At 66.4% G+C, this 24,249-nt stretch carries 21 protein-coding genes and 2 tRNA genes; 22 read left to right on the forward strand and 1 reads right to left on the reverse strand.

All coding sequences use genetic code 11. The annotated features are described in order from the left end of the window. Positions 1-265: 265 nt before the first annotated feature. Entirely contained in the window at positions 266-1,069 is an 804-nt protein-coding gene (locus HRL41_RS07850; protein ID WP_371808820.1) for a TraX family protein, read from the reverse strand. A 93-nt stretch (positions 1,070-1,162) separates the two neighbouring features. Between HRL41_RS07850 and HRL41_RS07855 the strand changes: the two genes are divergently transcribed. The 22 genes from HRL41_RS07855 (at position 1,163) to HRL41_RS07960 (ending at position 23,970) form a co-directional block, all read left to right on the forward strand. Next, positions 1,163-2,254, forward strand: a complete 1,092-nt coding sequence (locus HRL41_RS07855) for a type II CAAX prenyl endopeptidase Rce1 family protein (RefSeq protein ID WP_172136295.1) — start codon at positions 1,163-1,165, stop codon at positions 2,252-2,254. Between the two features lie 180 nt (positions 2,255-2,434). Then, a complete protein-coding gene (typA, locus tag HRL41_RS07860; RefSeq protein WP_172136296.1) occupies positions 2,435-4,246 on the forward strand; it encodes a translational GTPase TypA in 1,812 nt (603 codons plus the stop codon). A gap of 391 nt (positions 4,247-4,637) precedes the next feature. Then, on the forward strand, positions 4,638-5,954 hold the full coding sequence (locus HRL41_RS07865; RefSeq protein WP_172136297.1) for a peptidylprolyl isomerase: 1,317 nt from the start codon (positions 4,638-4,640) through the stop codon (positions 5,952-5,954). 6 nt (positions 5,955-5,960) lie between these two features. Continuing rightward, on the forward strand, positions 5,961-6,758 hold the full coding sequence (locus HRL41_RS07870) for an ABC transporter ATP-binding protein (RefSeq protein ID WP_172136298.1): 798 nt from the start codon (positions 5,961-5,963) through the stop codon (positions 6,756-6,758). Between the two features lie 80 nt (positions 6,759-6,838). Then, positions 6,839-6,930, forward strand: a tRNA-Ser gene (locus HRL41_RS07875). A 135-nt stretch (positions 6,931-7,065) separates the two neighbouring features. Further along, a tRNA-Ser gene (locus HRL41_RS07880) sits at positions 7,066-7,158 on the forward strand. A 556-nt stretch (positions 7,159-7,714) separates the two neighbouring features. Next, on the forward strand, positions 7,715-7,990 hold the full coding sequence (locus HRL41_RS07885) for a BrnT family toxin (RefSeq protein ID WP_172136299.1): 276 nt from the start codon (positions 7,715-7,717) through the stop codon (positions 7,988-7,990). Next, positions 7,965-8,222 carry a type II toxin-antitoxin system BrnA family antitoxin gene (gene brnA / locus HRL41_RS07890; RefSeq protein ID WP_253904782.1) on the forward strand — a complete coding sequence of 86 codons (258 nt, stop codon included), beginning with the start codon at positions 7,965-7,967 and terminating at the stop codon, positions 8,220-8,222. The genes HRL41_RS07885 and brnA overlap by 26 nt, the downstream gene beginning before the upstream one ends. Positions 8,223-8,443: 221 nt before the next feature. Beyond that, positions 8,444-9,757: a circularly permuted type 2 ATP-grasp protein gene (locus HRL41_RS07895; protein ID WP_172136300.1), complete on the forward strand. Its 1,314-nt coding sequence runs from the start codon at positions 8,444-8,446 to the stop codon at positions 9,755-9,757. Next, a complete protein-coding gene (locus HRL41_RS07900; protein ID WP_165173044.1) occupies positions 9,739-10,422 on the forward strand; it encodes an alpha-E domain-containing protein in 684 nt (227 codons plus the stop codon). Before HRL41_RS07895 ends, HRL41_RS07900 begins: the two co-directional genes overlap by 19 nt. Positions 10,423-10,734: 312 nt before the next feature. Beyond that, complete coding sequence (locus tag HRL41_RS07905; protein WP_172136301.1) at positions 10,735-11,595, forward strand: transglutaminase family protein; 861 nt, start codon at positions 10,735-10,737, stop codon at positions 11,593-11,595. A gap of 363 nt (positions 11,596-11,958) precedes the next feature. Continuing rightward, positions 11,959-12,951 carry a M14 family metallopeptidase gene (locus HRL41_RS07910; protein ID WP_172136302.1) on the forward strand — a complete coding sequence of 331 codons (993 nt, stop codon included), beginning with the start codon at positions 11,959-11,961 and terminating at the stop codon, positions 12,949-12,951. Positions 12,952-12,954: 3 nt separating this feature from the next. Further along, positions 12,955-13,902, forward strand: coding sequence for a M14 family metallopeptidase (locus HRL41_RS07915; protein WP_172136303.1), 948 nt, complete (start codon positions 12,955-12,957; stop codon positions 13,900-13,902). Between the two features lie 329 nt (positions 13,903-14,231). Next, a complete protein-coding gene (locus HRL41_RS07920) occupies positions 14,232-14,753 on the forward strand; it encodes a hypothetical protein (RefSeq protein ID WP_172136304.1) in 522 nt (173 codons plus the stop codon). A gap of 887 nt (positions 14,754-15,640) precedes the next feature. Then, complete coding sequence (rpsF, locus tag HRL41_RS07925; RefSeq protein WP_165052674.1) at positions 15,641-15,934, forward strand: 30S ribosomal protein S6; 294 nt, start codon at positions 15,641-15,643, stop codon at positions 15,932-15,934. A gap of 48 nt (positions 15,935-15,982) precedes the next feature. Then, positions 15,983-16,474, forward strand: coding sequence for a single-stranded DNA-binding protein (locus HRL41_RS07930; protein WP_172136305.1), 492 nt, complete (start codon positions 15,983-15,985; stop codon positions 16,472-16,474). A 20-nt stretch (positions 16,475-16,494) separates the two neighbouring features. Further along, positions 16,495-16,758, forward strand: coding sequence for a 30S ribosomal protein S18 (gene rpsR / locus HRL41_RS07935; RefSeq protein ID WP_165173055.1), 264 nt, complete (start codon positions 16,495-16,497; stop codon positions 16,756-16,758). A 9-nt stretch (positions 16,759-16,767) separates the two neighbouring features. Continuing rightward, positions 16,768-17,301, forward strand: a complete 534-nt coding sequence (gene rplI, locus HRL41_RS07940) for a 50S ribosomal protein L9 (protein WP_165173057.1) — start codon at positions 16,768-16,770, stop codon at positions 17,299-17,301. Between the two features lie 279 nt (positions 17,302-17,580). Next, positions 17,581-18,993: a replicative DNA helicase gene (dnaB, locus tag HRL41_RS07945; protein WP_165052666.1), complete on the forward strand. Its 1,413-nt coding sequence runs from the start codon at positions 17,581-17,583 to the stop codon at positions 18,991-18,993. A 3-nt stretch (positions 18,994-18,996) separates the two neighbouring features. Beyond that, positions 18,997-20,271: a DNA repair exonuclease gene (locus HRL41_RS07950; protein ID WP_172136306.1), complete on the forward strand. Its 1,275-nt coding sequence runs from the start codon at positions 18,997-18,999 to the stop codon at positions 20,269-20,271. Then, the gene (locus tag HRL41_RS07955; protein ID WP_253904783.1) at positions 20,271-22,592 is read left to right on the forward strand and encodes an AAA family ATPase; all 2,322 of its coding nucleotides are present in this window, start codon (positions 20,271-20,273) and stop codon (positions 22,590-22,592) included. The genes HRL41_RS07950 and HRL41_RS07955 overlap by 1 nt, the downstream gene beginning before the upstream one ends. Positions 22,593-22,770: 178 nt before the next feature. Continuing rightward, positions 22,771-23,970, forward strand: a complete 1,200-nt coding sequence (locus tag HRL41_RS07960; RefSeq protein ID WP_172136307.1) for a macro domain-containing protein — start codon at positions 22,771-22,773, stop codon at positions 23,968-23,970. Positions 23,971-24,249 lie beyond the last annotated feature (279 nt).

Raw genomic sequence — 24,249 nt, forward strand, 5'->3', positions numbered from 1 at the left:
TGCCTCCAGAGTCATCCGAACAGGAAAAGATCCCGATAGGTCGCCCGCAGAACACCGTCATCGCGTTCGGCTAACCATGGAACGCGCAGGTCGAGGGAAGGTGTTCGGCTGACTTCGCAAATCAACCAGGTCGCGCCCTGCGCGCCGCGAGGTGATCCAGCAAAGTGGATGTACGCCAGGTCCGCGCTGCAGGTTCGTAGATGCCTTCGGTCACGAAGCGGGGCGCCATGTCGTTGCGGCGGGGAGTTCGCCTTGCTGGGGATGGCTACAGGATCAGGTAGGCTGCCGCGGCTATCACCGAGAGGTGCGCAGGGTAGTAGGCGTAGAAGAACCACTTGAGGGGTCGGCCGCGGCGGCCCCGGTAGCGGGTGATGAAGGCTGCGGCGAAGAGGAACCCGACGCAGGCGTAGCCGAGCTCGCACCAGGAGGTGAACAGAGCCGTCGTGCCTGCAAGCGAATAGGAGGGAAACGAGCCGCCCGTCAGGATGTTCGCGAGGGCAGGGACGCCCGTCGAGGCGAGGGGGACGAGCATGGTCAGCATGATGCCGCGTGCCCCTTGGCCTCTGAGCTCGTGGAAGAGGAAGATCATGAGAGGCCCGATCACGGGCCAATCGCAGAAGGAGCTGATGCCGAGCGCGAGGCAGAAGCATGCGGCGAACGCGCCGATGCTTTTGCAGTGGTCGCGTGCGTAGAGGATGCCCAGGCCGGCGAGGAGCGTGAACATCACGTTTCCCACAAGGCTCCACAGCAGGGAGAAGGGGACCTGCGATATGAGGGCGAACACGAGGAGCCGCTTGGCATAGCGTCGCACGTTCGAGGTGTGCGCGTAGCCTTCTGACATGAGGAACGCCATGACGGGGAAGGTCATGCCGCCGAGCGCGTAGAGGACGAGGAGCGCGGGGGCGCCCCATGGATCACATCCCGCGAAAGCGCCCGAGAACACGTTCGCCACGTGGTTGCAGGTCATGCCGATGATGGCAGCTGCCTTGAGGGTGAACGCAGACACGCCCGGGTGTATGCCGCTGGCTGCGTCGGGGGCGCTCGATATGTTGGAGGGGCCAGTCGGCACGGCGAGTCCAGCTTTCTTCGTTACTCTTGGCGTGTTTTGCGAAACGCACTTCGCAAAACACGCCAAGGGAGTTGGGGAGATTATACTTTACCCATGAAGATCAGAGACGCATACGCGCGGTACCCGCTTGTCACCATGGTGTGCGCGTTCGCGTTGGCGGGTGCCTGCTCGGGAGCTGTGCGCGGAAGCGCCTTGGCTGCGCAGGCGGCGAGCACTGCGTTTGCCGCTGTTGTGGTCATGCTGCTGATAGGGCTGCTCGTGCCGCAGTCATTCGGCAGGTTGGGCGGGCGTCTTCCGGGCGTGCGAATCCTTGGTGGTTCAGATGGCCGCCTGACGGATTCGCCTTCTTCCCACGGGCTCGACATCCGTTTTGCGCTCTCCCGAATGTTTCACGTGAAACATTACGTGTTGCTCATGCTGGCTGCGGCTGTTGGGGGAGCGTGGAGCATGGCGAATGGCGCTGCGGGCGGGATGCTCTCGTTAAGCGTGGCGGATCTTGTGGAGCGCGGCGCCCTGGTTCTGCTGCTCTGCGCGGCGACGGCCGTATTCGAGGAAGGTTTGTTCCGGGGGATCGTGGTTCCCTGCGTAATCGAGCATGTGCGTTCTGAGAAAAGGAGCGAAGAAAGACCTGGGATAGAAGCGGAAAGCGAATTAGGGGAAAAGTCCAGAAGCGAAAGACTCCGCGCCAGCCCCGCGCTCGTTGCGGCGGTGTTCAGCGCGCTCGTGTTCGGCATCCTGCACGTATCGGGGTCTCTAGATGGCAGCTCCCTTTCGCAGATCATCCTTGCCGGAGGAGCCTTCGACTCGCCTGCCGAATGTGCCTCCGCCTTCGCCCTCGTTCCCACACCCGCCTGCGCCGCGCCCGTTCCCACACTCGTCCTCGTCTTCGTCGCGCAGGCTCTCCTCAAGGCACTCCAGGCGGGGCTCTTCGGCTTCTGCATGGCGGCTGTGTTTTTGGAAACAGGGTCGATCAAACAGCCCGTGGTGATACACGCTGTCTTCAACGTGCTCTACCTGGGGCCCCTGCTGGTTGCGACCGGGGCCGTCCCCGCCACCTACCTCACGGGGAATTGTGGTGACCTTGCGGTGTTGGCGCTGACAATCGCGCTGTTATTGCCGCCGAGCGTCAAAAGCGCGCGATGGCTCGCGCGCGAAGTGGTACCATACAGCAGTTTCCGTCAGTAAGTCAGAAAAACAGCAACACCGTGCGGGAGTTTGCTCAGCGCGCGTAGATATGCGCGGGTGAACTTCGCCAAAGGTGCGAGAAAAAGCTCGGGGGTTTGCGCAACGCGCGCAGGGATGCGGCTGCCACGTGCGATGCCGTCGAGCATGCCAAGAGCATACCAAGAAGAGGGAAGAAGCAACATGAAGCAGGAGAGCATTCGCAACGTCGCCATCATCGCGCACGTCGACCACGGCAAGACCACCTTGGTCGACCGCCTGCTGTGGGCCTCGCACGTGTTCCGCGAGAACCAGCAGGTGGCCGAGCGTGTGCTCGACTCCAACGACCAGGAGCGCGAGCGCGGCATCACCATCTTGTCCAAGAACATCTCGATCACGTACAAGGACGTGAAGATCAACGTCATCGACACACCGGGCCACGCCGACTTCGGCGGCGAGGTGGAGCGCGTGCTCAACATGGCTGACGGCGCGCTGCTCATCGTCGACGCGTACGAGGGGCCCAAGCCGCAGACGCGCTTCGTCCTGTCCCACGCGCTCGAGCGCGGCCTGCGCATCGTGGTGGTCGTGAACAAGATCGACCGCCCGAACGCCGACCCCGAGGGCGCCGTCGACAAGGTGTTCGACCTGATGGTCGAGCTCGGCGCGTCAGACGAGCAGCTCGACTTCCCCGTGATATACGCCTCGGCCGTGAACGGCTACGCGCGCCTCGAGCCCGGCGACGACAACATGGACATGATCCCGCTGCTCGACATGATCCTCGAGGAGGTCCCCGCGCCCGACGTCGACGCCGACGGCCCGGTGGCCCTGCAGGTCTGCACCGTCGACCACAGCAGCTACGAGGGCCGCATCGGCGTGGGGCGCCTGCACAGCGGCACGCTGCACGAGAAGGAGCAGGTGCTCGTGGTGAAGGCCGACGGCGAGGACTACACCGCGCAGATCCGCAAGGTGTACACGTTCGAGAACCTGGGCAAGGTCGAGGTCCCCGAGGCGCACGCCGGCGACATCGTGGCCGTCATCGGCATCGAGGACGCTGACATCGGCGACATCATCACCAACCCCGAGAACCCCGTGTCCATGGAGCCCATCGCCGTCGAGGAGCCCACGATGGCCGTCGTGTTCGAGGCGTCCACCAGCCCGCTCGTCGGCCGCGAGGGCGAGATCGTCGGCGGCCGCCAGCTGAAGGAGCGCCTGCTGCGCGAGAAGGAGAGCAACATCTCCATGCGCATCCGCGAGACCGAGGACAAGACCGGCATCGAGGTGGCGGGCCGCGGCGTGCTGCACCTGTCCGTCCTCATGGAGACGATGCGCCGCGAGGGCTTCGAGTTCCAGGTGGGGCGCCCGCAGGTGGTGTACAAGGTCGACGAGCACGGCAACAAGCTCGAGCCGATCGAGGAGGCCACCGTCGACGTGCCGAACGACTACGCGGGCAAGGCCATCGAGGTCATGGGCACCGCCGGCGGCATCATGGAGGACATGGCGTCCGACGAGGCCATCACGCACCTCACCTTCCGCATCCCGTCGCGCGGCACCATGGGCCTCAAGACGCGCATCCTCAACGCCACCCACGGCGAGGCGGTGCTGTTCCACCACTTCAAGGAGTACGGCCCCTACTCGGGCGAGATGGCGGGCCGCAAGAACGGCGGCATGATCGCCATGTCGACGGGCAAGGCGGTGGCGTATGCGCTTGACACGCTCCAGGAGCGTGGTCGACTGTTCGTGGGCCCGGGCGATGAGTGCTACGAGGGCATGATCGTCGGCGAGTCGGCGAAGGACTCCGACATGGTGGTCAACGTGGAGAAGACGAAGAACCTGGGCAACCAGCGCTCGAGCACCGCGGACAAGGCCATCCAGCTCACGCCGCCGGTGACCTTTACGCTTGAGGAGGCGCTCGAGTACATCGAGGACGACGAGCTCGTGGAGATCACGCCGAAGAGCATCCGCTTGCGCAAGCGCCTGCTGTCGGCGACCGACCGCAAGAAGGCCGCGAAGAAGTAGGAGCGCGCTTTCGGCGCGCGGGCGTCCCGCTTGCGCTTTCGGAGCGCGGGCGTTCCGCTCGTGTTCGCTTGCATCGCGATCCGCTCGCATCGCGTCCCGCTCGCGGCCCCTCTTTTTCGGGCGGTTTTTCGAAACGCGTTTCGCGAAAGGCCCCTCAGCTGCTGCAAGACCGTTGCAAGCTGAGGGGCCTTTTCGCTGCTTGCCCGCCGTTGGGCTCCCCTTCCGCAAACGCCACGCGCGCGTGCGTCCCCCCGCCGCGAGTATTCGTCGCATGTGGAACGAAAGTGGTCATATTGTGCGCGTTCTCCCACGTCATTGTCCGTATGCGAAAATACACGCCGAAACTACCACGGGGCTTGACGGTAGCCCCGTGTTCTCGGGAGGAACAAGCATGAAGAAGATGTCTTTTGCGAAGAGCATTCTCGCGGCGGGGTTGGCAGCGGCGTGCGTGTGGGGCCTTGCGGGTTGCACGGCGGAATCGACGAGTTCGAACGGCGTGAAGCTCACGGGAGGCGTGGCCGCCACCGTCAACGGCGTCGAGATCGCGGAAGACGACGTGACCATCATGATCGAGAACCAGCGCGCGGCGAACTCGCTCGACACCGAGGACGCGTGGGGCAAGTACCTCGCGCAGTCCGGCAGCACGCCCGAGAAGATGCGCGAGTCCTTCATCGACGGGTTCATCGGGCAGGAGCTCATCCGCCAGTTCGCCGAGGAGCGCGGCGTGACGGTCGACGACGCCCAGGTTGAGGAGGGCTTCGAGAAGACGCGCTCGAACTACGCTGATGACGAGAAGTGGCAGGAAGCCCTGAAGTCGAAGAACCTCACCGAGGACACCTACCGCGACAACATCCGCTTCTCGCTGCTGTACCAGGGCGTGACCGACTCGTTCGCGGTTGAGAACCCGTCCGACGAGAGCATGCTGACTTACGGCAAGATGTTCTCCACCTCCTACAACGGCGCGAAGAAGTCGTCGCACATCCTGTTCGAGGCAGGCGACGAGGCCACCGCGCAGCAGGTGCTCGACCAGATCAACGCCGGCACGCTCGACTTCGCCGCGGCGGCGCAGCAGTACTCCAAGGACAGCTCGGCGGCCGACGGCGGCAACGTGGGCTGGGACAAGCTCACCACGTTCGTGACCGAGTACCAGGAGGCGCTCGACGGGCTTGAGATCAACCAGGTGAGCGGCTTGGTCACCACCGACTACGGCATCCACATCATCAAGTGCACCGAGGTGTTCACGGCGCCCGAGGAGCTGACCGACGTCAACCAGCTGCCCGCTGAGTTCATCGAGCGCGTGCGCACGTACGCGGCGGACTCCGAGAAGAGCGAGGCGCTCGACGCGTGGCTGAAGGAGAAGCGCGACGCGTCTGACGTGGTGATCAACGACATGCCCGAGGGCCTGCCGTACGACGTCGACATGAGCAAGTACGAGACCGAGGGCAGCTCAGACGCCGAGGCTGCCGGCGACGGCGCTGACGCTGCCGGCGACGGCTCGGGCGCTGACGCCCAGGGAACCGACGCGGCTGACGGCGCTGAGGGCGCCGCGGGTGAGGGCGAGGCGGCAGGCGAAGGCGAGGCTGCGAACGGCGACGCTGCTGCCGAGAGCTCGGCTGCCACCGCCGCTGACACCTCTGCCGGCGACGCTGCGGCCAACGCCGCCGAAGGCTCTTCCGCAAGCACGTCCTCCCAGCCTGTGGAGTCGTAGCCCTTCATGGACAACCCTGCTCTTCCCTTCCTCGAGCTGCGTGACGCGGTGGTGCGTCGCGCAGCTCGCGACATTCTGTCGGTCGAGTCGCTCGTGCTGCCCGAAGGCGAGTCGGTGGCGCTCCTGGGTCCGAACGGCTCGGGCAAGTCGACGCTCATCAGCCTGATCACGCGCGAGGCGTTCCCGCTGCACCGCGACGAGCCTCCGGTGCTCTTCCGCGGCCGCGAGCGCGCGACGCTCGAGGAAGTGCGCGCGTGCCTGGGGATCGTGTCGTCGACCATGCAGGACCAGATCACCGTTCACCTCCCCGCCGTTGACGTGGTGGTGGGCGGGCTGTTCGGCGCGCTCGGCGTCCCCCGGCGGTTCAACGTGACCGAACGGCAGCGCCAACGCGCCTACGACGTCATGGAGGAGCTCGGCATCGCCGACTTGGCGCCGCGCGACATCATGACGCTCTCAACGGGGCAGGCGCGCCGCGTGCTCATCGCGCGCTCGCTCGTGCACGACCCTGACGTGCTCGTATTCGACGAGCCGTGCACCGGGCTCGACCCCGAGGGGATGTACTACGTGCGCCGCACCATGCGCGCGCTGGCGCAGGGCGGCCGCGCCATCATCCTGGTGACGCACTACCCCGAGGACATCATCCCTGAGATCAACCGGCTGGTGCTGATAAAGGGCGGCCGCGTGTTCGGCGACGGCTCCAAGGGAGAGCTGCTCACGGGCGAGCGCATGAGCGCGCTGTTCGACGTTCCGCTCGAGGTGGCGGAATCCGGCGGCTACTATGCGCTGGTGAGCCGCTACTAGCGAAAAATCCCTCTTGTTCAAGGGAAAAATCTGAGTTAAAATACATAGTCGCTGCATCAGCCATGCAGCTGTAGGTACGCGGAGAGATGTCCGAGCTGGCCGAAGGAGCACGATTGGAAATCGTGTATGCGCCAAAAGCGTATCTGGGGTTCGAATCCCCATCTCTCCGCCATTTGAAATTACGGGAAGCGCGTCGATGTTTCACGTGAAACATTTTGATCAGCGCTTCGTTTTATATTGATGCGGCGTGCGAACTTCGCGTTCTGCGCGCAGGCGCTTGAGAAAACCCAGGCGCCGCACCCCATGCGGAGGGGTGGCAGAGTGGTTGAATGCGGCGGTCTCGAAAACCGTTTTACGCGTAACCCGCGTAACGAGGGTTCGAATCCCTCCTCCTCCGCCACGTTTTTTAAGACGCCCCGGCAACGGGGCGTTTTTCGTATTCGGAAGCCTCTCAGGGGATTCGAACCCTGCGAAAGCAGAACAGCCCAGTGGGCTGTTCTGGGCCGAGCGCAAGCGAGGTCTCATGAATTCGCCGAAGGTGAAGGCATGTCGAATCCCTCCTCCTCCGCTACACAGATAAAGCCCTCTGTCTGCTATCGCAGGTGAGAGGGCTTTTTGGTCTCGGACAACTTCCCATTGCTTCCCATATTCTAAACCAAACCACGCGGCCGCTGAACTCCACCATGTGCTCGTCCCCGCGCGTATCACGACGTCCTCGTGCTCGGGGTTGAAGCTGTCGGGGGACAGGACGAGGATCTGCGGGGTGCACGGGGTACATCCCCGTTGCGCGCGCCCTCGCCACCACGGGCCTGCTCGCGACCTTCCGGCAGTCAACCTCGCTCTCTTCCTGACGGAGCTCGCTGCTGCCCTGTGAGTGCTCAGAAAGGCAGCGCTATCTCTTATATTGCCAGCAGATACATATAGGGTATACAATGGAGGTGCAAAAGGAGGAAAGCATGGCATTCGAGTATGACCCGAACAAGAGCGCGGCCAACAAGGAGAAGCATGGCATCGACTTCGAGGAGGCGCAGGGGCTTTGGGATGACGAGTGGCGCATGGCGACGGCTGTGCAATACAGAGGCGAGAGGCGCGAGCTTCTGATAGCGCACTATGCGGGAAGCTGCTGGACGGCCATCTACACCATGCGCGGCGAGAGAATCCGCATCATCTCAGTCAGACGGGCAACGCAGAAGGAGGTTGCATACTATGACCGCAAACGCAACGAGCGATAGGGGCCTTGAGGCCATGTTCGACGAGGGAACGGACATGACGGAGTTCATCATCGACGAGAAGACCCGCTTCCCCGGGCAGGACGATGCTGCCCGCAAGATAAACATCAGCATGCCGGAGTGGATGATCAGCGAGCTGGACGCGACCGCAAGGCACCACGCGGTCTCCAGGCAGGCCGTGATAAACCTCTGGATCGGGGAGCGGCTCGCCGAGGAGAAGAGGGCCCTGGCATAGTTGGGAAGGCAAAGGTGTTCTGCCCTCATTCCCCCGCGGTAATTTGCCTGCGTAACGGCTTGGCAACGCGGTTTCGCTTACAATGGTCTGGTGAAGCGCAGCGGCGGGGATTGCGCGTTCGCGGGCTTCGCATGATGCACCGCGTGTGCGCTGGAGGTTGCTTCAGCGCCGACGGTGCCCAAGACGAGGGCTGGAACCGGCTAGGTTCAGAAGAGGGCGCCATGTACACGAGGCTCGTGAGCCATACCGACAAGATCAACCAGCAGCTTGCGCGGTATGGGGTCAAGTTCGGCATCTACAAAGGCGGCGTGTTCGAGGAGCGCCTGTTCCCCTTCGACGCCGTGCCGCGCATCATCGAGGCGGACCGATGGCAGCACCTCGAGCGCGGGCTGATCCAGCGCGTCGACGCGCTGAACGCCTACCTGCGCGACCTCTACAACGAGGCGCAGATCACCCGCGACGGCGTCGTGCCCGAGCACTTCGCCTACGCGTCGTCGGGCTACCTTCCCCAGTGTGAGAACACCATGCCGCCCGAGGGCATCTACTCGCACATCTCCGGCATCGACCTGGTGGAGGGCAACGACGGCGAATGGTACGTGCTCGAGGACAACCTGCGCATCCCCTCGGGCGCGTCGTATCCGCTCATCGCGCGCAACCTGTGCCGCCGCTGCGACGCCGACACGTTCCGCGAGGTGCCGCTCGTCGACAACCGCGACTACGGCAGCCGCCTGAAGGGCGTGATGGACAACGTGAACCGCGGCGGCATCAACGTCGTGCTCACGCCCGGGCGCTACAACGCGGCGTACTTCGAGCACAGCTACCTGGCCGAGAAGATGGGCGCCGTGCTCGCCGAGCCGAGCGAGCTGTTCGTGGAGGACGAGGTGCTGTACTACCGCGACTCGACGCGCAACGCGCGCGTGGGCGCGGTGTACCGCCGCCTGTCGGACGAGTACCTCGACCCGCTGTGCTTCCTGCCCGAGAGCCTCATCGGCGTGCCGAACCTCATGTGCGCGTACCGCGCGGGCAACGTGGCCATCATCAACGCGCCCGGCAACGGCGCGGCCGATGACAAGGGCATCTACTATTTCGTTCCGCAAATGGTGGAATACTACCTCGGCGAGAAGCCCATCCTGAGGAACGCGCCCACGTACCTGCCGTATTACCCTGATGACCTGGCGTATGTGATGGAGAACGCCGAGAACCTGGTGATCAAGGACGTGGCGGAGGCCGGCGGCTACGGCGTGGTGTTCGGCTGCGAGCTTGAGCCGGAGAAGCTCGCCGAGCTGAAGGACCTCGTGCGCGCCGAGCCGCGGCGCTTCATCGCGCAGGAGGTCATCGACTTCAAGTGCCTGCCCACGTGGATCAACCACGAGATGGTTCCGCGCAAGGCTGACCTGCGCGCGTTCGTCCTCTCGGGCGAGAAGACCACCGTGTGGCCGAGCGGCCTCACGCGCTACGCCCGCCAGGAGGGCTCTTCCGTCGTCAATTCGTCTCAAGGAGGAGGGTTCAAGGACACATGGGTACTCTCTCGCTAGAACGCGTCAACCGCCTGCTGTGGCTGGGCCGCTACGTCGAGCGCTGCACCACCACGCTGCAGTTCATCTTGGCCACCTATGACGCCGCGCTCGACTCGACCGAGGGCAACTGGAAGGGCCAGCTCGAGGAGCTCGGCTTCGACCAGGACAACGACGACCCGGTGGAGTTCTTCCACGAGTGCCTGTTCAGCCGCACGCTGACCGCCTCGACGCATTACTCCATGTCGGCGGCGTACGACAACGCGGTGGTGCTGCGCGACGTCATCGGCACCGAGTCGTGCGCCTACGTGCAGATGGCGCTGAACGAGATCGAGCGCGCGGAGGTGTCGCCCACGCCGCTTCTCGACTTGCAGACGGTCATCGACATGATCATGGCGTTCAAGGGCTCGTGCGACGACTACATCGCGAACGACTCCGCGCGCAACATCATCAAGTGCGGCATGTCGATCGAGCGCATGGATCTGTACGTGCGCCTGAACTACCATCTGGGGGACTTGCGGAAGGAGACGCAGAAGCTCGCGACGCGCGTGGACCGCACCGGCATCTCGTACGACCGCCACGCGTTCAAGGAGCTCATCGACAAGATCTTCTCACCGCGCTTCCCCGATGAGGTTACGTACGAGGAACTCGGGAGCATGCTCGAGCTGATCGCGCGCGTGTTCTGAGAGGATGTGCGCAGCGCGAACGCGGAGAGCGGGTTGCGGGCGCGCAGCGACGCGCGAGACGCGTGGAGCCGCAGGCCGTGAGTTCGCAGGCGGTCGCGGGTTGTGAGTTCGCGGGTGCGCGAGACATGTGAAGCTGCAGGCTTGCGGGCATCGTAGGCCGCGAGCTCACGGGCGGACACGGGTTGTGAGCTCGCGGGCGGTTGCAGGCGCAGGGTGCGGGATTCGTTGCGGCCTTCCTCGGGACGTTTTGCGAAACGCGTTTCGCAAAACACGCCGAAAGGGAGGGAGGTCGCGTTATTTGGAGGAACGTCTATGAGGATGCTCTCATATGTTTTCGAAACGTCGCTGGCGTTCAGCGAGCCGGTCACAGACCACAGCTTCGTGCTGCGCTGCCTGCCGAAGTCGACGAACACGCAGAAGGTGATGGAGTCGCAGGTGTTCACGCGCCCGCGCATCCCGCTGTCGGAGCAGATCGACGGCTTCGGCAACCGCATCGTAGTGGGGTACTGCCCCTCCGCGCACGAGTCCTTCGACTTCTACGCCACGGGGTTGGCCATGGTGGAGCCCGACGACGCGGGCCCGACGCCCGCGCACCCGATGTTCCTGCAGGCCACGAAGCTGACGATGCCGAGCGACGCGCTGCGCGCGCTGGCGAAGGAAGAGGCGCAGGCGGCTGGCTGGAGCGCGAAGGGCAGCGCGAATACGTGGGCGCTCGCGCAGTGTTTGTGCACGCGCGTGTTCGACTCCTTCGAATACGCCCCGGGTGCGACGGACACCACCACCACGGCTGCCGAGGCGTATGAGGCGGGGCGCGGCGTGTGCCAAGACTACGCGCACGTGCTCATCGCGCTGTGCCGCGCGCTGGGGATTCCCGCGCGCTATGTCACGGGGCTCATGGTGGGCGAAGGCGCCACGCATGCGTGGGTCGAGGTGCACGACGGCGAGCGCTGGCGCGGCCTCGATCCCACGCACAACTGCGTGGTGGACGACCGCTACATGCTCTTCGCCACGGGCCGTGACTTCGAGGACTGCCCCATCGAGCGCGGGATGTTCCGCGGGAACGCCGAGCAGACGCAGAAGGTGTCCGCCTCGCTCGGCGACGACGCGCCGGCGGTGAACGCAACCACGGCGCACCTCGCCAAAGCGGTGGCTGCCGAGGCGAAGGCGAAGTAGAGCAGGCTCTCTCGGGGCGCGAACGTCGGCAACCCTTCCCTGCGTGCTTTCCGCGCGTTACGCGCGCCCTGCGTCGCCGTCTTCCATGCGGCTTCGCTTGTGTCGGTTCACGCCAATCCGCTCGTCCGGGCGTCGGAGCTCGCCCCTCCGTCCGGACGTCGGAGGACTCGCCTCCGCCCACCCATCCGCCCGTCCGTTTGTTAATTGGCTGCTACGTTCAGAGGCGAGTGTTTCACGTGAAACACTCGCCCTTATAATTTCGGGTGACAACTTTTCGGCGCCTGTCGCCCGCTGACCCATTCGCTGGCCCACCAGGCGCCCCTTGGCAACTGAGAGAGTACGAAACAACATGGTAGAAGCAACATGGTAGAGACCGTTTTCTCCGCAGAGCTTCCGGTGCGGGAGCATCTGCTGGTGCAGAAGAACCGCATCATCGGGGCTGACCTCGCGCGCGAGGCGGGCGTCGCCCCTGGCGAGCCGTCCGCGTCCGCCGTGCGCCCCGAGCTGCTGGAAGCCGCGCCGCGCATGGCGGTCGTCACGGGCATCCACGGCGACGAGCTCGAGGGCCAGCACGTGGCGTTCGAGCTGGCGCGCATCTTGCGCGCGCACCTCGACCAGGTGCACGGCATCATCGACATATACCCCGCCATCAACCCGCTGGGCATCAACTCCATCGAGCGTGGCGTCCCGGGCTACGACCTCGACCTCAACCGCGTGTTCCCCGGCGATGCCGCCGGCTCGCTCACCGAGGCGCTTGCGGCGGCGGTGATCGACGACATCAGGGGCGCGCAGGTGTGCGTCGACATCCACGCGTCGAACATCTTTCTGCGCGAGATGCCCCAGGTGCGCATCAACGAGGAGAGCTCCGTGGAGCTCCTCCCGCTTTCGCACCTGATCAACATCGACTTCGTGTGGGTGCACGCGTCGGCCACGGTGCTTGCGTCAACGCTGGCGTACTCGCTGAACTCCATCGGCACGAAGACGCTGGTGGTCGAGACGGGCGTGGGCATGCGCATCACGCCGCACGAGACGGCGCGCCTCACGCACGGCATGCTGCGTCTGGCGAACCATTTCGGCATCTGGAGCGGGGAGTTCGGCCGCTACGGCATGCCCATGGTCAGCGGCGACCATCGCGTGAGCTTCCTCAACGCGAACGCGGCGGGCGTGTTCCTCCCGAGGGCGGCGCACGGCAAGCGCGTGGGGAAGGGCGAGCTCATCGGCGTGATCGTCGATCCGCTGGAAGGCGTGGTGCGCGAGGAGGTGCGCTGCCCGGTGAACGGGCTGCTGTTCACCTTGCGCGAGTACCCGGTGGTGTACCCCGGCTCGCTTCTGGCGCGCGTTCTGGGAGGTGAGTGAGGCATGGAGACGCTGAGGCTGTTCGAGCTCGACACGCCGTACCGCGAGCGGATGGCCATCGAGGCGTACGCGTTCGGCCCCGCCGACGCCGCCACGTCGGTGGCCGTGGTGGGCGCGATGCGCGGAAACGAGGTGCAGCAGACCTACATCTGCGCGTCGGTGGTCAAGCGCCTGCAGGAGATGGAGCGCGAAGGCACGCTCACGGGCGACGTGCGGGTGACGGTGATCCCCACGGTGAACTCGTTCTCGATGAACATCGCGCACCGCTTCTGGCCGATGGACAACACCGACGTCAACCGGATGTTCCCCGGCTACGACCAGGGCGAGACCACCCAGCGCATCGCCGCCGGGCTCTTCCGCGCGATCGAGGGCTGCACGTACGGCATCCAGCTGTGCAGCTTCTACCTGCCCGGCGAGTTCGAGCCGCACGTGCGCGTGACCGACACCGGCGCCATCGACCTGGCGCGCTCGTGGGAGCTGGCGAAGCTGTTTCGCTTCCCCTACGCCATGCTGAAGGAGCCCGCGCCCTTCGACACCACCACGCTCAACTACAATTGGCAGGTGTGGGACACCTACGCGTTCTCGCTGTACAGCCCCAAGACGGAGCGCATCGACGAGGAGTCGGCGGCGTTCGTGGTCGGCTGCATCATGCGGTTCCTGCACGGCGTGGGCGCGGTGAGCGCCGACGTGCCGCCGCGCTGCACGACAAGGCTGCTGCGCGAGTCTGACCTGGTGAACGTGCGGACGACGCGCGCGGGCTTCTTCAAGCGGGCGGTGTACGTGGCGTCGAAGGTGAGGCGCGGCGACGTGCTCGCCGAGATCCTGTCGACGCAGGACTGCTCGGTGCTCGAAACGCTTCTGAGCCCCTGCGACGGCACGGTGTTCTTCCGCCACGGCCCCGCCATGGTGAACGGCGACACGATAGCGTTCAAGATCGCCCCCGAGAAGTAGCGCGCAAGTTCGGCTTCGAGAAACAGGGTGCGCAAGTTCGTCCCCAAGGGGCGGACGCACGGACTCTGGAATGCGGAGTCGACTGTTGCATCATTTCGGCGTGTTTTGCGGAACGTGATTCGCAAAACACGCCGAAGAGGGGGTGGTGGGACGTCGGGGACCTTGGGGACGTTGGATGTGCTGGGTGTGCTGGGCTGCTGGGGGAGGGGCATGCTCATAAGGCGGGTTTGCTTCTTGGGTGGAAGAATGGGAACATCTGCTCCTGCACGGTGGGAGAGGTGTGGCGAATGTGCGACAATACCGACAGCCTACAACGAAAGGAGGCCGTCATGGCCGATCGCGACGTGGAAAACGCAAGCCAGGAAGTCCCCGAGATTCCTGAGATTCTGGAGAAGGTGCTGCTGTTCGCCCTCGACGAGGCGAAGGGCAAGATGGACCAGGGCGCCGAGGTGATCCCCTTCACCACGCTGGTTGTGAAGGACAACCTGTTCATCGAGACGCATCCGGGCGAGGACGCCGAGGAGTGCTTCAACTTCGCGCGCCACACCGTCGAGGGCGCGCGCGGCGCCGAGGCGTACGCGCTGTGCTATGACGGCTACGTCGAGACGGACGACGGCATGCTCGACGCGCTTATCGCCGAGGGCGGCGTCCCGGGCTCCGACGACGGCTTCGCCATCGGGTACCTGTACACCCAAGCGGAAGGCTGCGAGCCGATATTCGAGATCGATCCCGTCTACGTGGGCGAGGCTCCCAACTTCATGGGCAACCTGAAGGACGCCTCCGAGTACACCGACGAGGAGATCGAGGAGAAGTACCTCGAGGAAGACGAGGTTGAGGGCGTCGAAGAATAGGGCTGCGTTTCGCGCTACTCTCTGACGAGCCCGCGCGGCCCCCTGACGCACCTTCGCGCTGCTCACCGTCGTTTCACGCGCTCCTCTGACGTGTCCTCGCGCGGTTCGCATTTCGCCCTGCGCGACTCTCACGTGCATCTTGCAGAAGCGGCCAGCTGCCCCGATACCCATGCGGGGCAGCTGGCCGCTTCCTCGTTCCCCCGCCGCGTTCCCTCCCTCCCTCCCTCCCTCTCGTCTTCCCATTACGTTCTCTTCGCGTCAGGTTGCGGCGGCCTTCTGCCTGGTTCCTGCCAGGTTGAAGCGGCGATTCGCCAACTTCTCGCCAGAATGCAGCGCCTATTCGTTGCCTTCGCATCAAAGCGCGGCACTCTTTCCACCTCCTTTGCGCCAAAACGCGACGCCTGTTCTGCCTCCTTCGCACCGAAGCGCAGCGCTTCGCCACCGCCTTTGCGTCAGGTGGCGGCGCGCAATCGGTTCCTTCCAGCCGCCTCGCGGCAGAGCGCCCGCTCTCACGCTGTGCGGCGGATTCGCCAAGTCCCCGCCATCGGCCTGTCAGACGGTGCCGCTATCCTGAGGGGCAAGAGCTTCGGCAACCCCGTGAGGCGAGCAACCTGAAGGGAACTCGGCAGGAGGAGCGCCCGCGCGGGGCTGTCAGGGCCGGCGTTCGGCGCGCGCGGCGTGGCGCGAGAAGTGACAGGGCGGGACATGGGCGGGATCACGAACGGCCCCACGCCTCGCGCGACGAGCGCATATGTGTGGTAAACGTGATCGAGGGAAAATCGGCGGGTATGCAAGGCGAGGCTCTTTGATATACTAGGCAGGCTGTATCCTGCCCCGGTGAGAGCCTTCACCAGCCCGGGGCCGTAAAGTCCAAAGGAGGTGAGCTGATGAAGGCTTATGAACTGCTGTTTTTTGTCGCTCCTACTATCGACGAAGAGACGCGCGCGGGTGTTATGAAGCGCATCGAGACCACGATCGCCGCTGGCGAGGGTTCCATCGACAACGTCGACGCGTGGGGCAAGCGCAAACTCGCTTACGAGATCAATGGTCTGACCGATGGTGACTACACTCTCATCGATTTCCACGCTGATCCCCAGAACATCGCCGAGCTCGATCGCGTGCTGCGCATCACCGATGCGGTAGTGCGTCATATGATCGTGGCCCGCACGGATCGCGACTAGTGAGAGATCGGGCGGCAGCAAGCCGCCCCAGCATGAGGAGAGGTGGAAATGAGCATCAATCGAGTTGTTATCAGCGGTAACCTGACGCGTGACCCCGAGCTTCGCCAGACGCAGTCCGGCATGCCCGTGATGAGCATGGGCGTTGCGGTGAACGACCGCCGCAAGAACCCGCAGACCGGCGAGTGGGAGGATTATCCCAACTTCATCGACTGCACCATGTTCGGCACGCGCGCGCAGAGCCTCAGCAACTACCTGACCAAGGGCACCAAGGTTTCCATCGAAGGCAAGCTTCGCTGGAGCCAGTGGGAGCGCGACGGCCAGAAGCGCAGCAAGATCGAGGTTATCGTCGACGAGCTCGAGTTCATGTCGAGCCGCAACAGCGGCGGTGCTCACAACTCCGGCGACTACGGCGCGTCGGCGTACAACGCCCAGCCTGCGTACAATGCGCAACCCGCATACAACGCGCAGCCCGCGTACAGCGCCCCGGCCCCCGTCATCGACGCCTCTTCTTCGGTTTATGACGAAGACATCCCGTTTTAAGCGAAAGTTGAGAGGTTAATATGGCCGATTACGCTAAGCAGCCTCGTCGTAAGTACTGCCAGTTCTGCAAGGATAACGTCGAGTACGTCGACTACAAGGACACGCAGATGCTGCGCAAGTACGTTACCGATCGTGGCAAGATCAAACCCCGCCGCGTGACGGGTGCCTGCACCCAGCACCAGCGCGACATTGCGAACGCCGTCAAGCGCGCTCGCGAGATGGCTCTCATGCCCTACGTTGTCCCCGCTGTGAGCGGTCGCGGCGACCGTCGCAATCGTGGCTAAGGAGGACACATGAAGGTCATTCTGCTGAAGGAACTCAAGGGCAAGGGCGGCGAAGGCGACGTCATCGACGTGGCCGCGGGCTTTGCCAACAACTACCTGCTCACCCAGGGCTACGCCGTGAGGGCCACCAAGGGCAACCTCAAGCAGCTCGAGGAGCGCAAGAAGAACATCGCGAAGCGCGAGGAAGTGCGCATCGCTGACGCCAACGCCCTGGCCGAGAAGCTCAACGCCGCCAAGGTGTTCGTGGCTGCCCAGGTGGGCGAAGAGGGCCAGCTGTTCGGCTCCGTCACCTCCACCATGGTTGCCGAGGCCATCGAGGCCGAGCTCGGCATCGAGATCGACAAGCGCCGCGTGGAGCTGGGCAAGCCGATCAAGGTTGCCGGCGAGCATGAGGTCATCGTGTCGCTGTACCGCACCATCAAGGCCACCGTCACCGTCACCGTCGGCGACAAGAAGGTTGCCGAGGTCGAGGAGGCCGTCGAGGCTGAGGCCGAGGAAGCTGCCGAGACCGAGGCCGTCGAGGCTGCCGAGGACGCCGAGTAGCACCTGCGCGTATGCGCGGGCTTGCGTGAGGCGGTTCCGCCGAACGCGCCCGGTGCGCTCGCACGCGGCACTCCGCGCACGGCGTTTCGCACGCCACGTGCCTGCGTCCGAAACGCAAGCGAACTCCCCTCGCCCCACGTGGGCGAGGGGAGTTTTCTTTTCAGGGGCGCGCCTCGGCGCCTTTGCGCTACCATAGGACTGTTCCGCAAACCACTTCGCAAGCGCCGTGCCAAGCGTCGCACCAAGCGCCGTGCCAAGCAGAAAGAAAGAAAGAAGCCGATGCCCGCTCCCGCCTCAACCTCGCATACGCAACGCACCACCGTCGACGCGGCCAAGCGCGCGCAGCTCCCGCAGAACATCGAGGCAGAGCAGTCGGTGCTGGCGGCGTGCATGCTGAACACCGAGGTGGTCGAGGAGCTGATCCTGCGCCTGAAGCCCGAGAACTTCTTCCGCCCGGCGCACCGCATCATCTTCGAGTCGGTCTACGACCTCTCCGTCCGCCGCATTCCCGTGGACCCCATCGCCCTGGCTGACACGCTGCAGGCGAAGGGCCAGCTCGAGGCCGTGGGCGGCCGCGCCTATCTGGCCGAGCTCGCCGACAACACCTTCGCGCTCACCAACTGGCAGCGCCACGCCGACATCGTGAAGCGCACGGCCATCCTGCGCGAGCTGGTGTACGCGGCCGCCGACATCAACGCGCTCGCCTACGACGCGCCCGACGACCTCAACCAGGTGGTCGAGGAGGCGGAGAAGACGCTGTTCAACGTCACGGAGAAGCGCGTGTCGTCGTCGTTCGTGAAGATGGACACGCTCATCACCGACGCGTTCGAGGAGATATCGAAGCTCGCCGCGCAGGGCGACCACATGGCGGGCGTGCCCACGGGCTTCCGCGACGTCGACAACCTGTTCCACGGCTTCCGCGGCGGTGACCTGGTCATCCTCGCCGCGCGCCCCGGCGTCGGCAAGACCTCGTTCGCGCTGAACATGGCCGTGAACGCGGCGAAGGCGGGCACGGCCGTGGCGTTCTTCTCGCTGGAGATGAGCGCGGGGCAGCTCGTGCAGCGCATCCTGTGTGCCGAGGCGCGCGTGAGCCTGTCGAAGATCCGCGGCGGCTTCGTGTCCGAGGGCGACTGGGGCGCCATCGCCGACGCGTCGAACACGCTCTCGAAGCTCGAGGTCTACATCGACGACTCGCCGGGCCTGTCGATCCTCGAGGCCCGCGCGAAGGCGCGCCGCGAGCTGCGGCACGCGGCGGGGCAGGGACGCGGCCTCATCATCGTGGACTACCTGCAGCTCATGCAGCCGCCCGCCGTGCGCAAGGACGGCAACCGCGCCGTCGAGGTCGGCGAGATCTCGCGCGGCCTGAAGGTGCTCGCGAAGGAGATGGACATGCCGGTCATCGCGCTCTCGCAGCTCTCCCGCGCGGTGGAGATGCGCGGCAAGAAGCGTCCGATGCTGTCTGACCTGCGCGAATCGGGCTCCATCGAGCAGGACGCCGACATCGTCATGTTCATCGACCGCTCCATGGACGACATGGAGGCGGAGAGCGAGGACCGTCCTGACCTGGGCACGGCCGAGCTCATCGTGGCGAAGCACCGCAACGGCGCCACCCGGGACATCACGCTGGCGTTCAACCCGGAGTACACCAAGTTCATGGACTTCATCGACGACTCGCGCGTAGGCGGGTTCTAGCCCATGCCGCGCCGGCTTACGTTCATCCACGCGGCCGACCTGCACATCGGCGCGCCCTTCCGCGGCCTGCGCGCGCTGTCGCCCGAGTGGGCCGACCGCCTGTGCGAGGCGATCCCCGAGGCGTACGACCGCTTGATCGACGCGGCGGTCGCGCGCGCGGTCGACTTCGTGGTGATCGCGGGCGACGTGTTCGACGAGGCGCGCGCCTCCTACGCCGACTACCTGCGGTTCTTCAAGGGCATCGAGCGCTTGGGCGAGGCGGGCGTCAGGGCGTACCTGTGCACGGGCAACCACGACCCGTATGCCCAGTGGCAGCAGGACTTCTTCGCGCTTCCCGCGAACGCGACGATGTTCGCCGCCGACAAGCCCAGCTTCGCCCTGTTCGAGCGCGCGGGCGAGCCGCTCTGCGTGCTCGGCGGCCGCGGCTACCCCAACAAGGTGTGGCCGGCCGACCGCGACATCGCCGAGGGCCTCACGCGCGCATCTGCCGAGGTCGCGCTTGGGCCGCGGGCCGTCGAGGCGCCGTTCGGCGTGGGCGTGCTGCACACCGGGCTCGACCTCGACCCGGCGAAGGCGCCCGCGAGCCCCGTGCGGCTGCGCGCCGCCGGGTTCGACTACTGGGCGCTCGGGCACATCCACCAGCGCTTCGTCGACAACCCGGAGAACCCGCGCCTCGTGTTCTCGGGCTGCATCCAGGGGCGTGACGTGAAGGAGACGGGCCCGCGCGGCGTGAGCCTGGTGACGCTCGAAGAGGGGGCGCCGAACCGCGTGGAGTTCATTCCCACGGCCAGCGTGGCGTGGCAGCGCTGCGCGGTGGACGTGGGGGAGTGCGCGTCGCTTCCCGCCGTGGCCGACGCGGTGATGCGCGCGCAGTTCGCCGCGAGCAGCACGGCGCAGTGCGAGGAGATGATCTCGCGCATCACGCTTGAGGGCGCCACGCCGCTGCATGACGTGCTCGCGCGTCCCGGCGTGATGGAGGATCTGCGCGCGACGCTCAACGAGGCGCGCCCCGACTTCTTCGTGGACGCGCTCGTGGACAAGACCACGCGCCCGCTCGACCGCGACGCCCTGCGCGCCGAGGGGATGTTCCCCGCGGCGGTGCTCAGCGCGGCGCAGACCCTGCGCGCGACGCATGACGAGCAGGTGGGCTTCTTGCAGGAGGAGTTCCTGCGCCGCGGCGTGCCGATGCCGCGCGGGGTGACGGCCGACCTTGACTCCTTGATCGACGAGGCGGAGGACCTCGTGCTCGACCTGCTCGTCCAGGAGGGTGATCGCTGATGGCCCCCTACCTGAGGCACGTCAAGATGGAGAGCTTCGGCGCCGCGCGCGATCGCGTGGTGGGGCCGTTCTCGCCGCACCTCAACGTGGTGTTCGGCGCCAACGAGTCGGGCAAGACCACGCTCGCGGCGTTCGTGGGCGGCGTGCTGTTCGGCTGGGACGAGGCGCGCGGCGGGCGCAACGCCTACAAGCCGCGCGGCACCGAGCGCGCCGGGTCGCTGTTCTTCGAGGAGCGGGAAGAAGGCGCGGAAGGGGAGCGGGGCGGCGCGCTGGCGGGTGGCGCGCCGGAGGGCGGCGCGGCTCCTGAGCGCCTCGGCGCCCCCAGCCTTGCTGGTACTTCCAGCCTTGCTGGCGCCCCCGGCCTTGCCGGCGCCCCCGGCCCCGCCGCCCCGCTCGAGCTGCGCCGCGTGCGCAACGCCGACGGCCTGCAGGGCGACGCAAGCCTGGTCGACGACATCGACAAGGACACCTTCCGCGCCGTGTTCTCCCTCACGAGCGACGAGCTGCGCAGCCTGCGCAACACCACCGACGTGACGGCGCGCCTGCTCACAGCTGGGTCAGGCACGGGCGCGTCGCCGGCGCAGGCGCTTGGCGTCGTGCAGGAGCGGCTGGCGGAGTACACCTCGCGCGCGGCGAGCGCGCAAAGCTCCATCGTGCAGCTGACCGAAGAGCGCGACGAGATCCGCCGCGCGCTGCGCGCCGCCGCGGAGGAGATGGAGAACAGCCGCGCGCAGGACCGCGAGTTCCATGCGATCGAGCCTGAGCGCCAGCGCATGAGCGAGCGCGTGGATCGCCTGAACGCGTCCGTCGAGAGCCTGTCAGTCTGCCGGGCCGGCTTGGAGAAGCTCGGCTCGGAGGCGGCGTCGCTGCGCGTCGAGCTCGGGCGCCTCCACAACGAGGAGCGCCGCGCGGTGGCCGCGCGCCGCTCGCGCGAGCAGGCGGTCGGCCGCGCGCTCGCGCGCCTGACGGGCGCGGAGGACCGAGCCGCGCGTGAGCGCCTTGAGGCGCTTGCGGAGCGCGAGGCGAAGCAGGCGCACCTGCTCGACGCCGCGCGTGAGGACTATGCTGCCGCCCGCGCCGCCTACGAGGCGCTTCTGGAGACGCAGCGTCGCTCTGACCAGGGGCGGCCCCACCTGCGCCGCGGCGTGCAGGTCGCGGTCACGGCGGCCATGTTCGCGCTGCTCCTGTGCCTGGGCGTCCCGCTGTTCATCCAGGGGCGCGCCGCGGGCAGCCTGTCGTATACGTCATTGGGCCTGGTCATGGTGTTCTTCGGACTCCTCTTGGCCGCATCGGCCCTCGTGCTCCTGTTCCGTCCCGACCGTCGTGACGAGGAGCGCCGCGAGCGCCTCGAGGCCGCCCACGAGGCGATGTCCCAGTGCGCCAAGCGCCTCGAGCTGGGCGAGCAGGCGCAGGCCGAGTTCGAGGACGCCGTGCGCGCCGACCTCGCCGAGATGGGGCTGGGGGATGCGGGCACCTCGCTGCGCCGTGCCCGCGTGCTGCTCGACGACGCCCGCGACGCCCGCGCCGAGATGGCGCTCGACCGCCAGCGCCAGCGCTCGGCCACGCAGCGCGTCAACGAGGTGGAGGCGCGCCTGGGGGAGATAGCCGCGCAGCAGGCGCTTCTGTGCGAGCGCGCGGGCGTGCCCGCCGAGGTGACGCTCGCCGCGCTCGACCAGGAGCTCGCGCGCTGCACGAGCGAGCGCGCCGAGGCGCTCGAGAAGACCGAGGCGCTCAACCGCCGCTGGGGCGAGCTGAGCCGCGAGCTCGCGCAGGCGCGTCAGGCGCGCGAGTTCGACAAGCTCAAGACGCGCTACCACGAGCTCAAGACGCGCATCGACGAGGCGTCGATCGACCTCGCGCGCCTGCTTCTGGCGCAGCGCATGCTGGAGGACGCCGTGGCGGCGTGGAAGTCGAAGAGCCAGCCCGAGGTGTTCGCCCAGGCCAGCCGCCTGCTGGCGCTCATGACGGACGGGCGGTGGACGCGCGTGGCGCTCACCGACGCCGGCGAGGTGCAAGTGACCGACAGCACGCTCACCACGCGCGAGCCCAACCTGCTCTCGCTGGGAACCTGCCAGCAGCTCTACCTGGCGCTGCGCATCGCGCTCCTCACGTGCGCCCCCAACGTGGGCCGCGCCGTCCCCGTGCTCGCCGACGACATCCTCGTGAACTTCGACGCCGAGCGCCGCCGCGGCGCGGCGCGCGCCCTCGCCGAGCTCGCGGAGACGCGCCAGGTGATCCTCCTCACCTGCCACGAGGAAGTGGTGCGCGTGCTCCAGGAAGCCACCGCCCCCACCCACCCCGCCACCCTCATCAAGCTGTAGGGCGCGGCGAAGAAGGATTTCCGAAGGCAGCACCCGCGTGCTAATCTGCCTGGTGGGACGGGAATAAGGCACAGATGCGTTATTCGTTGTTGTATTGTTGCTTAGGGAGCGTGTTTGCCTTGCGCTGACATGGGGTTGGTGGTCGTCGGGGCGGTTGTTTGAGTGAGGAGCTTGCGGTATGCCTTGTTACATTGTGCGGAATGACCTGTGCCGCATGCGGGTTGACGTGGTGGTCTGCCCGGCCAACGCGGCGCTTCGGATCGGCGGCGGGGCTGGCGAGGCCGTTGCGCGCGTGGCGGGGCTCGCTCAGCTGCAGGAGGCATGCGATGCCGTCGGGTCCTGCGCGGTGGGCGACGCGGTGGCGACGCCCGCGTTCGACTTCCCGGCGCGCAGCATCGTGCACGCGGTGGGGCCCGTGTGGCGCGGCGGTAGGCACGACGAGGACGCGCAGCTCGCCTCCTGCGTGACGCGCTCGCTCGCCCTCGCCGCCGAGCAGGGCGCCGCGACGGTGGCGCTCCCGCTGATCTCCGCGGGCTCCTACGGCTTCCCGCCGCGCCGTGCGTTCGACGTGACGATCCGTGCCATCAGGCGCTTCCTCGAGGACCACGACCTGCACGTGTACCTGGTGCTGTTCGACCGCGAGTCGGTGGCGGCGGGCAGCGAGCTGCTCGGGTCGGTGGCGGAGTACGTCGACGACGTCTACGTGCGCGAGCACATCCTGGAGGGCACGTGCGTCCTCGGCGGCGCGCCCTGGCGCGGGGCGCCCCGCGGGTTCAGCGCTGTCGAGGCTGCCGGAGAGATCGAGCCTGCGGAGGACTTCGACTTTGGTGCGGAGGCATTCGACGAGCTTGAAGGCGGGTTCTCGCGAGACGCGGCCTTCGCTGCTCCGTGCGCGCCTGCTCTGCGCGATGACGCGTGGTCGCCCGCTCCGCAAGCCGCCCCGCAGCCCGCCGCTTCGGGCCTGCCCTCCAGCCCTCCAGCCGCCGCCTTCCCCACAGGCTCCTTCGACACCTCTGACCTGCGAAAGCGCATCGCCTCGCTCGACGAGTCGTTCGCCGCCACGGTTCTGCGCCTCATCGACGAGCGCGGCCTGACCGACGTGCAGGTGTACAAGCGCGCCAACATGAGCCGCCAGCTGTTCGCCAAGATCCGCAAGGACGACAACTACCGCCCCGCCAAGCGCACCGCCTGCGCCCTGGCCATCGCGCTCGAGCTCAGCCTCGCCGAGGCGCGCGACCTGCTCGCCCGCGCGGGCTTCGCGCTCTCCCACAGCAGCAAGGCCGACGTGATCGTGGAGTACTTCCTCGTCAACGGCATCTACGACATCTTCAAGGTGAACGAGGCGCTCTACGCGTTTGACCAGCCTCTTCTCGGATAGCAACAGGGGAGCGCGGCGAAGAGGGAGCGGAGAGGAAGAGCGGCGAAGGTGAGGGGCCTTGTGGATTGCCGTATCGCGTCTCGGCTTCGCCGCGCGGCAAGCGCTTCTCTGGCAGACCCTGCTCCGTTCTGCGTCGCATCGCTCCAGCGAATGTCGCTTCGCGGTTTACCTATTGCGCTGCCCGCTTCCGCATAATGCTCGCTGTAAGCGACGAGCACGGCCTGACCAGGCTTGATCCGACTTGGTTCGGTCCGGGTGACTCGAACCGGTTTGGTCAAG

Source organism: Adlercreutzia sp. ZJ473, assembly GCF_013185065.1.
In the GTDB taxonomy this organism is placed as follows: Bacteria; Actinomycetota; Coriobacteriia; order Coriobacteriales; family Eggerthellaceae; genus CAAEEV01.

Coding starts and splice junctions, on each gene's coding strand:
- HRL41_RS07905 (WP_172136301.1), top strand. CDS start 10,735: ATGAGGATGCTCTCATATGTTTTCGAAACGTCGCTGGCGTTCAGCGAG.
- HRL41_RS07960 (WP_172136307.1), top strand. CDS start 22,771: ATGCCTTGTTACATTGTGCGGAATGACCTGTGCCGCATGCGGGTTGAC.
- rpsR (WP_165173055.1), top strand. CDS start 16,495: ATGGCCGATTACGCTAAGCAGCCTCGTCGTAAGTACTGCCAGTTCTGC.
- typA (WP_172136296.1), top strand. CDS start 2,435: ATGAAGCAGGAGAGCATTCGCAACGTCGCCATCATCGCGCACGTCGAC.
- HRL41_RS07870 (WP_172136298.1), top strand. CDS start 5,961: ATGGACAACCCTGCTCTTCCCTTCCTCGAGCTGCGTGACGCGGTGGTG.
- HRL41_RS07930 (WP_172136305.1), top strand. CDS start 15,983: ATGAGCATCAATCGAGTTGTTATCAGCGGTAACCTGACGCGTGACCCC.
- HRL41_RS07900 (WP_165173044.1), top strand. CDS start 9,739: ATGGGTACTCTCTCGCTAGAACGCGTCAACCGCCTGCTGTGGCTGGGC.
- HRL41_RS07955 (WP_253904783.1), top strand. CDS start 20,271: ATGGCCCCCTACCTGAGGCACGTCAAGATGGAGAGCTTCGGCGCCGCG.
- HRL41_RS07865 (WP_172136297.1), top strand. CDS start 4,638: ATGAAGAAGATGTCTTTTGCGAAGAGCATTCTCGCGGCGGGGTTGGCA.
- brnA (WP_253904782.1), top strand. CDS start 7,965: ATGACCGCAAACGCAACGAGCGATAGGGGCCTTGAGGCCATGTTCGAC.
- rplI (WP_165173057.1), top strand. CDS start 16,768: ATGAAGGTCATTCTGCTGAAGGAACTCAAGGGCAAGGGCGGCGAAGGC.
- HRL41_RS07895 (WP_172136300.1), top strand. CDS start 8,444: ATGTACACGAGGCTCGTGAGCCATACCGACAAGATCAACCAGCAGCTT.
- HRL41_RS07855 (WP_172136295.1), top strand. CDS start 1,163: ATGAAGATCAGAGACGCATACGCGCGGTACCCGCTTGTCACCATGGTG.
- dnaB (WP_165052666.1), top strand. CDS start 17,581: ATGCCCGCTCCCGCCTCAACCTCGCATACGCAACGCACCACCGTCGAC.
- HRL41_RS07950 (WP_172136306.1), top strand. CDS start 18,997: ATGCCGCGCCGGCTTACGTTCATCCACGCGGCCGACCTGCACATCGGC.
- HRL41_RS07915 (WP_172136303.1), top strand. CDS start 12,955: ATGGAGACGCTGAGGCTGTTCGAGCTCGACACGCCGTACCGCGAGCGG.
- HRL41_RS07920 (WP_172136304.1), top strand. CDS start 14,232: ATGGCCGATCGCGACGTGGAAAACGCAAGCCAGGAAGTCCCCGAGATT.
- rpsF (WP_165052674.1), top strand. CDS start 15,641: ATGAAGGCTTATGAACTGCTGTTTTTTGTCGCTCCTACTATCGACGAA.
- HRL41_RS07910 (WP_172136302.1), top strand. CDS start 11,959: ATGGTAGAGACCGTTTTCTCCGCAGAGCTTCCGGTGCGGGAGCATCTG.
- HRL41_RS07885 (WP_172136299.1), top strand. CDS start 7,715: ATGGCATTCGAGTATGACCCGAACAAGAGCGCGGCCAACAAGGAGAAG.